Origin of the sequence: Leucobacter alluvii, assembly GCF_039530485.1 — a bacterium.
Lineage (GTDB): Bacteria > Actinomycetota > Actinomycetes > Actinomycetales > Microbacteriaceae > Leucobacter > Leucobacter alluvii.
The window spans coordinates 230,896-244,294 of sequence record NZ_BAAAOP010000001.1 but is presented as its reverse complement, the minus strand read 5'-3'; the positions used below and the strand labels follow the sequence as shown (position 1 = coordinate 244,294).

The window sequence follows — 13,399 nt, the reverse complement described above, 5'->3', positions numbered from 1 at the left end:
GCCAGTGTCCCTGCCGCGTCGGAAATGGTGTCGCTCGAGCGGTGATGCCGCCCGAACGAGGTTCAGGCCCCGAACCGGTGTTCGGGGCCTGAAGGAACTCGATCAGTTCTTGGTGATCTCGTTGAACAGCGGCACGGAGTTCCAGCCGAAGGCGACGTTGTCGACGCCCTCGCTGTGGCCACCGGTGGTGCCCTGGTACCACAGCGGAATCGACGGCATGTCTTCGAGCAGCATCTCCTGCGCATCGTTCAGCTTCTCGATGCGCGCGTCGTGATCGCTCTCAGCGGCGGCCTCGTCGAGCAGCGCGTCGAACTCGGGGTTCGCGTAGAAGCCGTGGTTCGAGCTCGCGCCGGTGTAGTAGAGCGGCTGCAGGTAGTTGTAGGCACCCGGGTAGTCGCCCTGCCAGCCGGCGCGGAAGGGACCGCCGACGACGTCGGCTTCACGGTCGTCGAGGAACGCCTGGAAGGTCGGGTAGAGCTTCGGGGCGGCCTCGATGTCGAGGTTGTTGGCCCACTGGTTGGCGACCGCTTCGACCCACACCTGGTGGGGGCCGTCTGAGTTGGTCGCGACCTCGAGCGTTCCCTCGAACGGGCTCATGGCGTCTGCTTCGGCCCAGAGCTTCTTCGCCTCGTCGGCGTTGAACTCGAGCTTCTCGGCGCCTTCGAGATCCTCGGCGTAGCCGTCGACCACGGGAGAGGTGAAGTCCTTCGCCGGCACGTTCGTTCCCTCGAAGATCACATCGATGATCTCTTCGCGGTCGAGTGCCATCGACAGCGCAGCACGGCGCAGCTTGCCCTCTTCGCCCGAGAAGTGCTCGAGGTTCTCGGAGATCGCGAGCGTCGTCGTCAGGGCGCCGGCCTGGTTGATCGCCCGGTCGCCGAGCTCATCCTGGAAGACGGCGAACGACGTGTCGGGAATCTGATCGAGCACGTCGAGGTTGTTTCCGAGCAGATCGGTGTACGCCGCGTCGAGCGAGGCGTAGATCTTGAACTCGACGCCGTCGTTCGCGACCTCGCGGGGGCCGACGTAGCTCTCGTTCTTCACCAGGCTGATGGACTCGTTGTGCTTCCATGCACCCTCGCCGTCCATCTGGTACAGCCCGTTGCCGATCGGGTTCTGGCCGAACGCCTCCATGTCTTCGAATGCGACGTCGGGAAGCGGGTAGTACGCCGAGTAGCCCAGGCGATCCGGGAAATCGGGGGTGGCCTTCACGGTGAAGGTGTAGTCGTCGACGATCTTGAGGCCCGACATCTCCTCGACCGGCTCGGTCTCGCTGAAGCCCTCGATCGTGCTGAAGAAGTACTGGTTGCCCATCGCGTTGTCGACGTTGGCCGCGTAGTTCCAGGCGTCGACGAAGTTCTTCGCCATGACCGGGGTGCCATCGGAGAACACCGCGTCTTCGCGGAGCGTGATGGTCCACGTGGTGTTGTCGTCCGACTCGATCGACTCTGCGACGCCCATCTGGGTCTTGCCGTCGATGTCGTAGTACACCAGGCCCTCCCACAGCGCGTCCACGACCTTGCCGCCGCCGACCTCAGTCGTGTCGGCGGGTACGAGCCCCTTCTGCGGCTCGGTGTTGTTGACGGTGATGATGCCGCCGCCCGAGCCCGCGTCGCCGCCGCCTTCGCCACCGTTCGACGAGCAGCCCGAAAGCGCGAGCGCGCCTGCTGCGGCCAGGGCGATGAACGTGTAGCCGATCCGTGATCGCTTCACTGGTTTCCTCCTTGAAATGTCCCCCGGCATGCCGACAGAACTCGCGTTCGGTCGCACCCGACAGATTCGATAGTACGAAAACAGCCTACAGACCTGTCAGACCGGATGCGTGCAATTCGGCCCAGCGTAACGCCTTCGTAACAGAGATCTGTGGTTCTCGGAGAAAGATCCCACCCGAGCCTCCCGGGCACTGTGGGCACTCGACACTTTCCTGAGAGTCCGGCGATACGCTGTCGCCATGACTTCAGCCGCGCTGCGCACTCGCCTCCGCTGGGAGATCGCCATCGTGCTCGCGCTGTCGTTCGGTGCATCCGCCGTGTACGCGATCGTCTCCATCGTCGAGCGGCTCACCCGCGAGACGGCCCTGTCGCAGCAGACCGCGACGATCAACCGTCCGCTCTCCGACCGGCCGGTCTTCGACCTGATCTCCCAGCTGCTCTCGTTCGCCTTCGGGCTGGCTCCCGTCGCACTGGTCGTCTACCTGCTCTGGTCGAGCACGCGCCCGCATCTCTCACGGCTCGGGCTCGGTCGCCCGCTCGACGCGGGGCGGGCGTGGTGGGGCAGAGAAGCGGGCGGAGGCGTGCTGCTCGCCGCCGCGATCGGCATACCGGGAATCGCGTTCTACCTCTTCGCCAAAGCGATCGGCATCAACACGACCGTGGTGCCGACCGCGCTCGACGCCGCGTGGTGGACGGTGCCGGTACTCGTACTCCAGGCCCTGCGCGCGGCGCTCGGAGAGGAACTCATCGTCGTCGCCTACCTCTTCGAACGACTCAAGCGCCTCGGCGTCGGGCCCTGGGCGACGATCGTCATCAGTGCGCTCTTGCGCGGCAGCTATCACCTGTATCAGGGCTTCGGCGGCTTCATCGGCAACGTGATCATGGGCGTCGTCTTCGGCTGGGTGTACCAGCGATGGGGCCGCGCCCTCCCCCTCGTGGTCGCGCACTGGGCGCTCGACATCGCAAGCTTCGCAGGCTACCCGCTCGCGGTCGCCCTCTGGCCGGCGCTCTTCAGCGCACCGGCAGGGTGAGCGCCGACCGGTTCGCTCCGGCCCTCCCCGTCAGCCGGCGGGGGTGATGCTCTTCGCGAAGGCGTCGGTCAGGCCCCAGAGCTCGTCGTACAGCTCGGGCGCCGCCTCGCATCGCTCCGCGGGCTTCAGTACGGAGTAGGTGCCGTCGGCCCCCTGCGTGATCCCCCACTGGGTGCGCATGGCCGCGCACTCCTCCGGCAGCGAATTGATCAGCGGGCTGCTCAGCTGCAGATTCACATTGTCGGGAATCGAGTAGCTCGTCATGCCGAACTTCAGACTGAGCTGCGAGGTGACGCCCCACGCCGGGATGTCGAGCGGCGTGGTCGGTCCGACCTCGACCGCGGGGACCTCATCCGGGTCGGTGTCCTCCGCGTCGGCGTCGTCGGCATCCGCGTCATCGGCGCCGCTCGACGGCGACGGCGTCGCGCTCGGAGCGGCCGTTGTGGTCGGCTCCTGGTTCGAGGCATTCCCGTCATCCGACCCCCCGCGTGCCAGGTTCACGAGGACGATGCAGACGATGATCGCGATGACGGCGACCGCGCCGACGACGATCCAGGGCAGCGCCTTGGGCGCGGCACGCGTCCCCTCGCTTCGCGGCTCCGTCGACAACTGCGCCGTGCGCACGCGCTCCGCCTGCTCGTACGAGAGACGGTCGCGCGCCGGAACGGGCTGCGGCTCCGCCGGCGGAACGGGTCGCGTCTCAGCCGGCGGCTCGGCGTCTGCTGGTCCGAAGAGTTCCTCGAATGGATCTTTACTCACGCCGACAGCCTAACCGCGTCTGATGGGAGCCTCGTTCGCATCGTCGGCAGCCCCGTCGCGCTGCGCACGCTCGGCCACCGCGGCGATGTGCGGCGCGTCGGTGCCGCAGCAGCCGCCGAACACGGTGGTGAGCGGGAGAAGGTCTCGCAGTGCGAGCTCCGCCTCGGCGAAAGCGCGCGGCTCATCACCTGCGCCGTCGTCGCCCGAGGCCGCGGCGTTCAACCGGAACCCGACGATGCGGTCGAGCTCGGCAGCACCGGCGTCCCTCGCGATTCCGGTGGCGACCTCGCTCGGATGCGCGCAGTTGATCAGGTACCCCTCGGGCGCCGCATCGGTCGCGCGATCCACCTCCGAGATCGCCTCGGTGATGGAACTGCCGTCCGCGAGCAGCCCGCTCGCCCCCACGATGAAGGACACGAAGACCGGGACGCGGGAAGCTGCGGCGGCACGCACGACGCCGATGCCCTCCGCCGCGTCGAGCGTCGTCACGGAGGTCACACGGTCGGCGCCCGCCTCTGCAAGGGCGCGCACCTGAGGCGCATGGTACTCCTCCGCCTCGGCCGCGCTCATCCGTTCCCCTGCGACGTAGTCGTCGAAGCGAGGCCCGACGCAACCGTTCACGATGATCTCGGGCGCGGGCTGCGGATCCCCCTCGTCGAGCTCGCGCACGAGCGCGACGGCGTCGGCGTTCACGCGAGCCAGGTCGTCGGCGCCGTACCCGAGACGCCCGCCCCAATCCGCGTTCGCCCGCCAGGTCGGGGTGTCGAGCACCAACGAGAGGTCGTGTTCGCGGGCGACCGCCAGGAACGGCGCGTAGTACTCGTGCAGCGCGGTCCTGCCTGCTGCGGAGTCGAGCAGCACGAACGCCGCGAACTCGGGCAGCTCCTGCCCGAGTCGATCCGTGAGCGCTGTCTCGATGCCGCCGTCGGTCACGATGATGGTCATGATGCCTCCTCTGATTCCAGCGGTGCGTCGCCCCTCAACGCATCCATGATCGCGGCACGACGCCGCAAGAACCCGGCCACACGCGAGTGATGGCGATCCATGATGCCCGCATCCCTCAGCGCGAGGGTACCCGGGTCGCCGCGCTCGATCCCCGCTCGCCACCGCTCGGAGATGAGCGACATCCGAGCCTCCACCGCTGTCAAGAGCTCGCGCGCCGTCACTCCGCCGTAGGCGCTCGCCGCACGCTCGAGCCGTCGCGCCGCATCGGCGGCATCGATCTCGCGCAGGAGCGGCACGCCCGACCAGCACATGAAGGCGAGGTCGTCGAGCGGATCGCCGGGCCCCGCGCGATCCCAGTCGATCATGCCTGCGAATCCGTCGTCCAGAACCACCCAGTTGTACAGCCCAGGATCGTTGTGGCAGATGACCTGGCCGGGTTCGAGGCGCTGCACGCCTTGCCGCCACTCGAGTGCTCCCGGTGAGAAGCGGCGCACGGCGTCGTGGAATCGACGCAACCAGCTCGCCGCCTCGATGAGCGCCGCGTCGTCGACGCTGTCGCGCTCCGGGTCGAGCGTGCGGCCGGGCAGGTAATCGAGGATCTCCTGGCCGTCCTCGTCGATGCCGTGCACGCGCGGGATGCCGTCGAGGCCCTGCTCGTCGAGATGGGTGAGCAGCGCGTGGACCGCGGGCGTCCAAGGACCCGTGGGGCGATGGACGCGTGTCGCGCCGTCCGCCTGCTGCACGCGCCAGACGCCGCCGGACCCGCCCGGAAGATGCTCGCGCTCCATGCGTCACACCGTACCGGAATCCGCGTCCTCTCGGGCGTGCACCGAGCTCACGACCGTGACCGCCGCTGCTCGATCAGCGCCTGCGTCATCTCATGGAGCGAGTCGGCGACGCTCGCGACGTCGAGCTCCTCCGGAGTCACCGCTTCGAGCACTTCAGCCCAGCGCGCACGGAGTCGAGACAGATTCTCCGCAGCGAGCGGAGTGGAGCTCACGAGTACGCCACGGCCGTCGGGGCTCGAGCGGCGGCGCGCCACGAGGGCCTTCGCTTCGAGTCCGCGAAGCGCGGTGCTCAGATTGGATCGCTGCATGCCGAGACGTTCGGCGAGCGCGCCGGGCGCCGACTCGCCGTGGCGATCGAGGGTGCCCAGCACGAGTCGCTCGGTCTGCGTCAACGGAATGTAATCGGCGTGCTCGTGCCGAGACTCGATCTCCCTCGCAAGTGCCACGACCGCGGCGGCCAGGTCGGCGATTGAGGCGTCGTCTCCGGGCGCGGCATCGTGCATAGGATCATCGTAGGCCACCTGCCCGAGATATTTATAGTAAGATAACTAGTTATGTCCAGCGCACCCCCCTCCGTCCAAGCTCCGCAGACCGAGGTCTCCCGAAGCGACGCCCTCGGCCCCGCCCTGCTCCTCGTGCTCGGTCTCCTCGCCGCGGTCGCCCCGTTCGGCATCGACCTCTACCTCCCAGCGTTTCCCGCGACCGCGAGCGAACTCGGCACGAGCGCGACCGGCGTTCAGCTGACACTGACCGGCTTTCTCGTCGGCATCATGATCGGGCAGCTCGTCTTCGGCCCGCTCTCCGACCGGTACGGCCGACGCATCCCGCTGCTGATCGGCACGATCGTGCTCATCGCTTCGAGCGCCGCCGCGGTGTTCGCACCGAACCTCGGTGTACTCGTCGCGGCGCGCGTGCTGCAGGGGGTCTCTGGCGCCGCGGGCATGGTGCTCGGGCGCGCCATCATCTCCGACCTCGCCACCGGCGCCGTTGCGGCGCGTGCGATGAGCCTCATGATGATCGTCAGCGGCATCGCGCCCGTCATCGCACCGCTGGTCGGCGGCGTGCTCGCCGACCCGCTCGGCTGGCGCGGAGTGCTCGCTGTGCTGCTCGTGATCGCACTCGGCACGCTCGTCGCCGTCATCTGGGGCGTGCGCGAGACCCTGCCGGCCGACCGACGCGCGCAGCTGGCCGAAGCTCGCCGCGCACAGGGCTCGCCCGCACGACGACTGATCTCTCGGCAGTACCTCGGCCACACCATCGCCTTCGCTGCAGCGTTCACCGTGATGATGGCGTACATCTCGGCGTCGCCCTTCCTCTACCAGTCGATGCTCGGCGCGAACGAGCTGCAGTACGGGCTGCTCTTCGGCCTCAATGCGCTCGCACTCGTGGTGACGAGCGCCGTCTCCGCCCGCCTCGTCGCCCGTGTCGGCCCGCGCGCGCTCGCGGCTATCGGACTCTCCGGCGTCGCAGTCGGTTCACTCGTCATGCTCGGCGCCGCACTCCTCGGGACGTCTCCCTGGGTCCTCGCCGCCGCCGTCTTCGTCGTGGTCGGCTCGCTCGGATTCGTGATGGGCAACGTCACGGCACTCGCGCTGTCGGCGGTACCCGGTGCTGCAGGTACGGCTTCCGCGCTGCTCGGCGCGCTGCAGTTCGGCTTCGCCGCCGCCGTCTCACCGTTCGTCAGCATCGCCGGCGAGCGCAGCGCACTGCCCCTCGCGGTCATCATGGCCGCCGCCGCCGCGGTCGCGCTCATCGCGTTCGCCAGCGGACGCGAGCGTCCGACACCCTCCTGAGCCGGATCGCCGAGCGCGCGCCACGACCTTTCGACGGGCGCGCGCTCGGCGTTTCAGACGCGGTGGATGCGGTCGCGCACCGCGCGAAGCTCGAGCGGCGCCGTGTGCAGCGGGGGCTCGCCGTGCATCTGCACGTGCAACCGCTCCATACGGGTATCGAGCTCAGCTGCCGTCTCGGCGGCGTGCTTGAGCTCGCGGATCAGCGTGTCGGGCACCTGTCGTTCGTACTTGTAATAGATCTTGTGCTCGAGGCTCGCCCAGAAATCCATCGCGATGGTGCGGAACTGCACCTCGACAGGAACGTCCACGCGACCCGTCGACAGGTAGACCGGAACCGAGATGATCGTGTGGAGGCTCTTGTATCCGTTCGATTTCGGGGTCTCGATGTAGTCCTCGACCTCGAGCACCGTGATGTCATCCTGCTGCGTGAGCAGATCGAAGAGCTGGTAGACATCGCGGATGAAGGCGCAGGTGACGCGCACTCCGGCGATGTCGTAGATCTCGGTTCGAATCACATCGAAATCGGTGCCGATGCCGCGCCGCTCGAGCTTCGCTACCAGGCTCTCGACGGATTTCACCCGGCTCGAGACGTGCTCGATCGGGTTGTACTCGTGCATGTGGAGGAACTCTTCGCGCAGAATCGCGAGCTTGGTCTCGACTTCCTCCATTGCGAAACGGTACTCGAGCATGAAGCGCTGCATCTGATCGCCGAGCGTTCGGAGTGCACTCGGCGAGATCGTGATCTGATCGTCAGCGGGGTCTTCGTGCGCGTTCTCGTCGTGCGCAGAGGCCGTCGGATTACTCATGGATTCAGGCTACCTCTCGGCTGCTCGAACGACCTGACAGATCGATCGCGTCGGGCGGTGCAGCGCAGCACCGTCGTCACGCACCGTCGTGCTCCGCGCGAAACACGTGCACGAGCGCGTTGGCGTGTCCATGCCCCATGCCCTGTTCCTTCAAGAACGCGACCTGCTCCATGTGCTTCTGCCCGGCGAGCGGTCGCAGCCGTTCGAACCACGCATCGATGCTGAGCCCGTACTTCTGCTCGATCGACGGGAAATACGATTTCGGGCCGGTGACCTGCTCCGACATGGACGCCTCCTCCGCGAGTGCCATCGTGCGGCTCCACCCCGATGGGTTGCCGCACGGCCACGCTAGCACGGCGGGCAATCGAAGCGAACAGTCGGCATTATGCTGATGTCTGCACTGCACGACGACAACCGCCCGCGGCTCGACCGCGGAGCGTGGGGGGACATCATGACCGAGCAGAAGCGCACGGTGGACACGGCCGCTGCCCGACAGGATCGCGGCTTCTTCGGGCACCCGTGGGGCCTCGCGAACCTCGCGGGCGTCGAGATGTGGGAGCGGTTCAGCTTCTACGGCATGCAGGGATTGCTCGCGTTCTACATCTACTACTCCCTCTCGGAAGGCGGCCTCGGCATGTCCGAGGCCGCCGCGACGTCCATCGTCGGGGCGTACGGAGGACTCGTCTACCTCTCGTCCGTCCTGGGCGGCTGGGTCGCCGACCGCGTGCTCGGCGCCGAGAAGACTCTGGTGAGCGCAGCGGTCATCATCATGTTCGGGCACATCGCCCTCGCCGTCTTCCCCGGCGTCGTCGGGCTCGGTGTCGGGCTCGTCAGCGTGGCGCTCGGCGCGGGGTCTCTCAAGACGACGACGTCGACGGTGCTCGGCGACCTCTACGAGCCGAACGACGTGCGGCGCGACGCCGCGTTCTCGATCTACTACATGGGCGTCAACATCGGCGGCTTCATCGGCCCGCTCCTCACCAGCCTCGTCTGGGGCTGGAAGGGCTTCCACTGGGGCTTCGGCCTCGCGGCTCTCGGGATGGCGCTCGGCCTGTTGCAGTACGTGCTGCTGCGTCGGCACACGGTCACCGAATCTGGCGCCCGCCCCACCAATCCGTTGACGCGGCCCGAGCGCCTGCGGTGGATCGTGATCCTCGTCGCGGCGATCGCAATCATCACCGTCGCGGCGCTGCTCGGCCTGCTGCGCGCCGAGAATCTCTCGATCATCGTCGTCGCGCTCACTATCGTCGCGGCGATCGGCCTCTTCTCGGTGATCGGCGCGAGTGCGCGGGTCACGTCGGACGAGCGAAGCCGGGTCCTCTCCTACATCCCGCTCTTCATCGCCTCCGCGGTGTTCTGGACGCTGTTCCAGCAGCAGTTCACCGTGCTCGCGATCTACTCCGATCAGCGACTCGACCGCAATCTCTTCGGCTTCGAGCTTCCCCCGAGCGTCGTCACCTCGATCAACCCGGTCTTCATCATCATCTTCGCCGGCGTCTTCGCGGCCATGTGGACGAAGCTCGGCGAGCGCCAGCCCAGCACGCCGATCAAGTTCGCACTCGGCACGATGATCATGGGGCTCGCGTTCCTCACGTTCATCCCGTTCTCCGGCGGAGCGGACGGCTCGGTGCCCTTCTACGCCATCGTGCTCATCCTGCTCCTCTTCACCTTCGCGGAGCTCTGCATCTCCCCGGTGGGCCAGTCGCTGGCGACGAAGCTCTCGCCCCACGCGTTCCACTCCCAGATGGTCGCGCTCCACTTCCTCTCGATCGCGCTGGGGTCGGCGGCCGCCGGCGCCCTGTCCGGCCTGTACTCGACGGACGACGAAGTGCCGTACTTCCTGACCATCGGACTGGCGTCGATCGCCGTCGGCATCGTGCTCGCGACCGTGAAGGCGCCGATCCTGCGCCTCATGCGCGGCGTTCGCTGAGTCTCCGCGCCCGTTCGCGGTTCTCGCCTGGGCGGTCACCCGGGTGCGCGAACCGCGGAGACAGTGCACCTCACTGACCGCTCAGCGCTGCGTCGGAGTGCCCACTTCCGGCCAATTGGAGGTCAGGTAGGCCTCGAGCGCCCGATGGCGGAAGGCGTAGCGTCGACCCCGCGAAACGATGCCCCGGACGGTGTCGAGGCGCTGCGCGAACGGACCGACGTTCGCGGCGCGGCTGTAACCCATCGATTTCGCAATCGCCGTCGCGGTGCGCTGCTCGGGCTCCGCTGCTGCCATGTACTCGATAAATTCGCGTTCTTTCGCAGGAAGGCGATCGAGGATCCTCTCGACGTGCGCCACGGCCTCGTGCTTCGCCGCCTCCCAGCCCATCAGCACGTCCTCGCGACTGATCACCGCGCTGTGACCGGCGTACCAGGCGCGCTCGCCGGCGAGCTGGAACAGGAACGGTTCACCGTGGCACAAGGCGACGAGCGCTTCGACTGCGTCTGCGGTCATGCGCACGGCGGTCATCGCGCCCGCCCCGTCCGGCACCGACCACCCCGGATCGATGAAGGGCGCGAGAGCGAGACGGATCTCACCGTCTGAGATCGGTTCGAGCGTGGTCGTCGCAAAGCGTCGAGCGAACGTCGCCCCGGTGCGCGAGGAGGCTTTCTCCGCGAACTCCGGCAGCCCCGTCAGGTATACGGCGATCGGGAGCGAACGGTCGCGCACCTCGCCGGCCGGCAGATCCGTGCGGATCGTGGCCGTGATCGCGTCGCCCAGACTGATGAGCAACTGCGACAGGGCGTTCCCATCGGTGACGTTCTGGATCTCATCGATGTGGATCAACACGACGGTGCGGGCCCGCACCGCGGCGGTGCCCACCGCGACCAAGAGGTCGGTGAGCGCCGTGTAGGGTTCGGGGCCGGCTGTTCGGTCGATGGTGAGCGAGATTCCGCTCGCGGCGACCTGCCGCACCCGGTCGAGCACCTCGGCGATGCGGCGCTCGCGCGATGCGGAGAGTCCGGCGAAGTCGGCGAGGCGCAGCACGGCGGTGGCGACGGCCTTCAACGGATCGGCGCCGGCGGGCAGCCGCACCTGGGGCGTGACCCATGCCCCGTCCGCTTCGGCACGAGCAGCGATCCTGCGCACCAGCGTCGATTTCCCCAAGCCGGGTTCGCCGACGATCGTGCGCCCTCGCTCCGGAAGTCCGGCGAGGAGTCTGGGCCTGACGACGTCCGTCCAATCGCGCAGTTGCGACGCTCGCCCCGCCCACACTTCGGGCAGTGTGTCGGACCCGAGCGTGAAGGGGTTATCAGTCGCATCGCGCATACGATAATGTTAACTCACAGTTAAGCAAATTTGTTAACATTAACTCGACCGGTGCGCTCACGTAAACGAGCGTAGTACGCGTCTCGATCTTCCGTCATCGAATGATCGCGCGAACCCGGACAGTTTCCGGCGACCTGCGAAGGCTTAACCGATCATGTAGACCATGCGTCGACCATCTGCAACGAGCCCGGCCACGAACTCATGCGCACGTTGCAATCCATGCCTCCCACCCGAGGTCGCGCATCGCCACCTCTCCCTCGAACATCGCAAAGGCCGGTCTCGCAGTGCCTTCGAGTCTCCATGGACCAGTAAGCAGCTGCGGCTCTCGCCAAGCCTTGTCGAGATAAAGCATGTCCCGTTGAGGCACCGTTTGCTCAAATGTGGCGTGACTGACGGTCGCGTGCGGCACAAGCCCCCACGCGTCGGCGAGCGGGTCGCTTGCGATCAGGCTACGGGGATCGTCCCGAGCCCGGTCCCTCAGCCCATGGTCGAATGCATATGCGTAATATCTGATACCCATGGATCGAGTCTCAATCCCTGCGTGCAGATGCCGAGCCTGAATGTGATGATCTGTGGAGAACTCGCAACGTCAGGGGTTATGAGCGAAGACGGAGCCACGATCTCACCGAACGGGTGCTCGGGATCCTCCCGTCTTGTCAGACGTTGAAGCGCCACTCGCAGACGTCGCCGTCCTGCATGACGTAGTCCTTGCCCTCCATGCGCGCCTTGCCCTTGGCGCGGGCCTCTGCGACCGAACCGGCCTCGACGAGGTCCTCGAACGAGATGATCTCGCCCTTGATGAAACCCTTCTCGAAGTCGGTGTGGATCGCGCCGGCCGCCTGCGGCGCCGTGGCGCCTCGCTTGATCGTCCAGGCACGGGCTTCCTTGGGCCCAGCCGTCAGGTAGGTCTGCAGCCCCAGCGTCTCGAAGCCCACGCGCGCGAGCTGATCGAGGCCGCTCTCCTCCTGACCGATCGAGGCGAGCAGCTCGGCCGCGTCCTCGGCGTCCAGCTCGATGAGTTCGCTCTCGATCTTCGCGTCCAGGAAGATGGCGTGCGCCGGCGCGACGAGGGATGCCAGCTGGTCGAGCTGCGCCTGATCCTGCAGCACCGACTCGTCGACGTTGAAGACGTAGAGGAACGGCTTCGCGGTGAGGAGACCGAGCTCCTTGATCGGCTCGAGATCGAGGCCGGCCTGCGACAGCACCTTGCCCTCGTTCAGCGCGGCCTGAGCCGCCTTCGCCGTCTCGACGACCGAGGGGTCGATCTTCTTGTTCTTCAGCTCTTTCTCGAAGCGCACGAGCGCCTTCTCGACGGTCTGGAGATCGGCGATGATGAGTTCGGTGTTGATCGTCTCCATATCGCTCGCGGGATTCACTGCGCCGTCGACGTGAATCACGTCGGGGTCGGAGAATCCGCGCACGACCTGGGCGATCGCATCGGCTTCGCGGATGTTCGCGAGGAACTGGTTGCCGAGCCCTTCGCCCTCGCTCGCGCCGCGCACGATGCCGGCGATGTCCACGAAGCTGACCGGAGCCGGGAGGATGCGCTCCGAGCCGAAGATCTCGGCCAGCGCGTCGAGCCGACGGTCGGGCAGGTTCACGACGCCGATGTTCGGTTCGATCGTCGCGAACGGATAATTCGCCGCGAGCGCGTCGTTCTGCGTCAACGCATTGAACAGGGTCGATTTGCCGACGTTGGGAAGACCTACGATGCCGATAGTTAGAGCCACGGGAGACGAGTCTACGCGGCTCTGGCCGCCCTGAGCGACGGTGCCGGTGCCGGTGCCGGCGACAACCTCGGCGGTGCGGCGGCAAGGCGAAAGCCTCAGGCGGGAGTGCCGCGCAGAATGGAGGTCATCTTCTTGCCGCGAGCCACTTCGTCGACGAGCTTGTCCATGTAGCGGATCTGCTGCATCAGCGGATCCTCGATCTCCTCGACGCGGATGCCGCAGATCAGGCCGGTGATCAGACTCGCGTTCGGATTCATGCGTGGCGCCTCGGCGAAGAAGGTGCGGAAGTCCGTCTCGTCGGCGACGATGCGCTCGAGATCGTCCGCGTCGTAGCCCGTGAGCCAGCTGATGACCTGATCGACCTCGCCTCGCGTGTGCCCCTTGCGCTCAGCTTTGGCGACGTAGTGCACGTAGACGCTCGCGAAACTCGCCGAGTAGATGCGGTGCTCGGCCATGGGATGCCTCCGGTTCGACTGATGCTCTGATGATCCGACGCGCTGACGCTCCCATTCTCGCACTGAGCGTCGCGCCTCGCGGGTCCGGGCTCGCCCTGCTGGGCCGCGCCCGAGAGTGTCA

13 protein-coding genes are annotated in these 13,399 nt (G+C 67.1%); 3 read left to right on the top strand and 10 right to left on the bottom strand.

What is annotated here, in order from left to right:
* Positions 1-102: 102 nt before the first annotated feature.
* Positions 103-1,713 (bottom strand): ABC transporter substrate-binding protein, encoded by a 1,611-nt coding sequence (locus tag ABFX18_RS01135; protein ID WP_176698364.1) that lies wholly within the window; start codon positions 1,711-1,713, stop codon positions 103-105.
* A gap of 238 nt (positions 1,714-1,951) precedes the next feature.
* Between ABFX18_RS01135 and ABFX18_RS01130 the strand changes: the two genes are divergently transcribed.
* Positions 1,952-2,743 carry a CPBP family intramembrane glutamic endopeptidase gene (locus ABFX18_RS01130; protein WP_346057092.1) on the top strand — a complete coding sequence of 264 codons (792 nt, stop codon included), beginning with the start codon at positions 1,952-1,954 and terminating at the stop codon, positions 2,741-2,743.
* 30 nt (positions 2,744-2,773) lie between these two features.
* Here ABFX18_RS01130 and ABFX18_RS01125 read toward each other — a convergent pair whose 3' ends face one another.
* Genes ABFX18_RS01125 through ABFX18_RS01110 form a run of 4 tightly spaced genes read right to left on the bottom strand, consistent with a single transcriptional unit; the run spans position 2,774 to position 5,738 of the window.
* Positions 2,774-3,502 (bottom strand): hypothetical protein, encoded by a 729-nt coding sequence (locus tag ABFX18_RS01125; protein WP_336662494.1) that lies wholly within the window; start codon positions 3,500-3,502, stop codon positions 2,774-2,776.
* A 9-nt stretch (positions 3,503-3,511) separates the two neighbouring features.
* Positions 3,512-4,447, bottom strand: coding sequence for a homocysteine S-methyltransferase family protein (locus tag ABFX18_RS01120; RefSeq protein WP_346057091.1), 936 nt, complete (start codon positions 4,445-4,447; stop codon positions 3,512-3,514).
* Complete coding sequence (locus tag ABFX18_RS01115) at positions 4,444-5,235, bottom strand: phosphotransferase (RefSeq protein WP_346057090.1); 792 nt, start codon at positions 5,233-5,235, stop codon at positions 4,444-4,446. The genes ABFX18_RS01120 and ABFX18_RS01115 overlap by 4 nt, the downstream gene beginning before the upstream one ends.
* Before the next feature lie 47 nt (positions 5,236-5,282).
* Entirely contained in the window at positions 5,283-5,738 is a 456-nt protein-coding gene (locus ABFX18_RS01110) for a MarR family winged helix-turn-helix transcriptional regulator (RefSeq protein WP_090150801.1), read from the bottom strand.
* Positions 5,739-5,789: 51 nt separating this feature from the next.
* On the opposite strand from ABFX18_RS01110, the gene ABFX18_RS01105 reads away from it, so the two are divergent.
* The gene (locus ABFX18_RS01105; protein ID WP_346057089.1) at positions 5,790-7,028 is read left to right on the top strand and encodes a multidrug effflux MFS transporter; all 1,239 of its coding nucleotides are present in this window, start codon (positions 5,790-5,792) and stop codon (positions 7,026-7,028) included.
* 53 nt (positions 7,029-7,081) lie between these two features.
* Here the strand turns inward: ABFX18_RS01105 and ABFX18_RS01100 are convergent, their stop codons facing one another.
* Both ABFX18_RS01100 and ABFX18_RS01095 read right to left on the bottom strand, forming a co-directional pair.
* Positions 7,082-7,834, bottom strand: coding sequence for a GTP pyrophosphokinase (locus ABFX18_RS01100; protein ID WP_090150807.1), 753 nt, complete (start codon positions 7,832-7,834; stop codon positions 7,082-7,084).
* A 76-nt stretch (positions 7,835-7,910) separates the two neighbouring features.
* Positions 7,911-8,144, bottom strand: a complete 234-nt coding sequence (locus ABFX18_RS01095) for a DUF4287 domain-containing protein (protein ID WP_428833611.1) — start codon at positions 8,142-8,144, stop codon at positions 7,911-7,913.
* A 141-nt stretch (positions 8,145-8,285) separates the two neighbouring features.
* On the opposite strand from ABFX18_RS01095, the gene ABFX18_RS01090 reads away from it, so the two are divergent.
* Complete coding sequence (locus tag ABFX18_RS01090; RefSeq protein WP_090151397.1) at positions 8,286-9,764, top strand: peptide MFS transporter; 1,479 nt, start codon at positions 8,286-8,288, stop codon at positions 9,762-9,764.
* Between the two features lie 81 nt (positions 9,765-9,845).
* Here ABFX18_RS01090 and ABFX18_RS01085 read toward each other — a convergent pair whose 3' ends face one another.
* The 3 genes from ABFX18_RS01085 to ABFX18_RS01075 form a co-directional block, all read right to left on the bottom strand.
* Positions 9,846-11,093 (bottom strand): AAA family ATPase, encoded by a 1,248-nt coding sequence (locus ABFX18_RS01085; RefSeq protein ID WP_346057088.1) that lies wholly within the window; start codon positions 11,091-11,093, stop codon positions 9,846-9,848.
* A 656-nt stretch (positions 11,094-11,749) separates the two neighbouring features.
* Positions 11,750-12,823, bottom strand: a complete 1,074-nt coding sequence (gene ychF / locus ABFX18_RS01080) for a redox-regulated ATPase YchF (RefSeq protein ID WP_211648827.1) — start codon at positions 12,821-12,823, stop codon at positions 11,750-11,752.
* Between the two features lie 95 nt (positions 12,824-12,918).
* Entirely contained in the window at positions 12,919-13,278 is a 360-nt protein-coding gene (locus ABFX18_RS01075) for a DUF2200 domain-containing protein (protein ID WP_346057087.1), read from the bottom strand.
* Positions 13,279-13,399 lie beyond the last annotated feature (121 nt).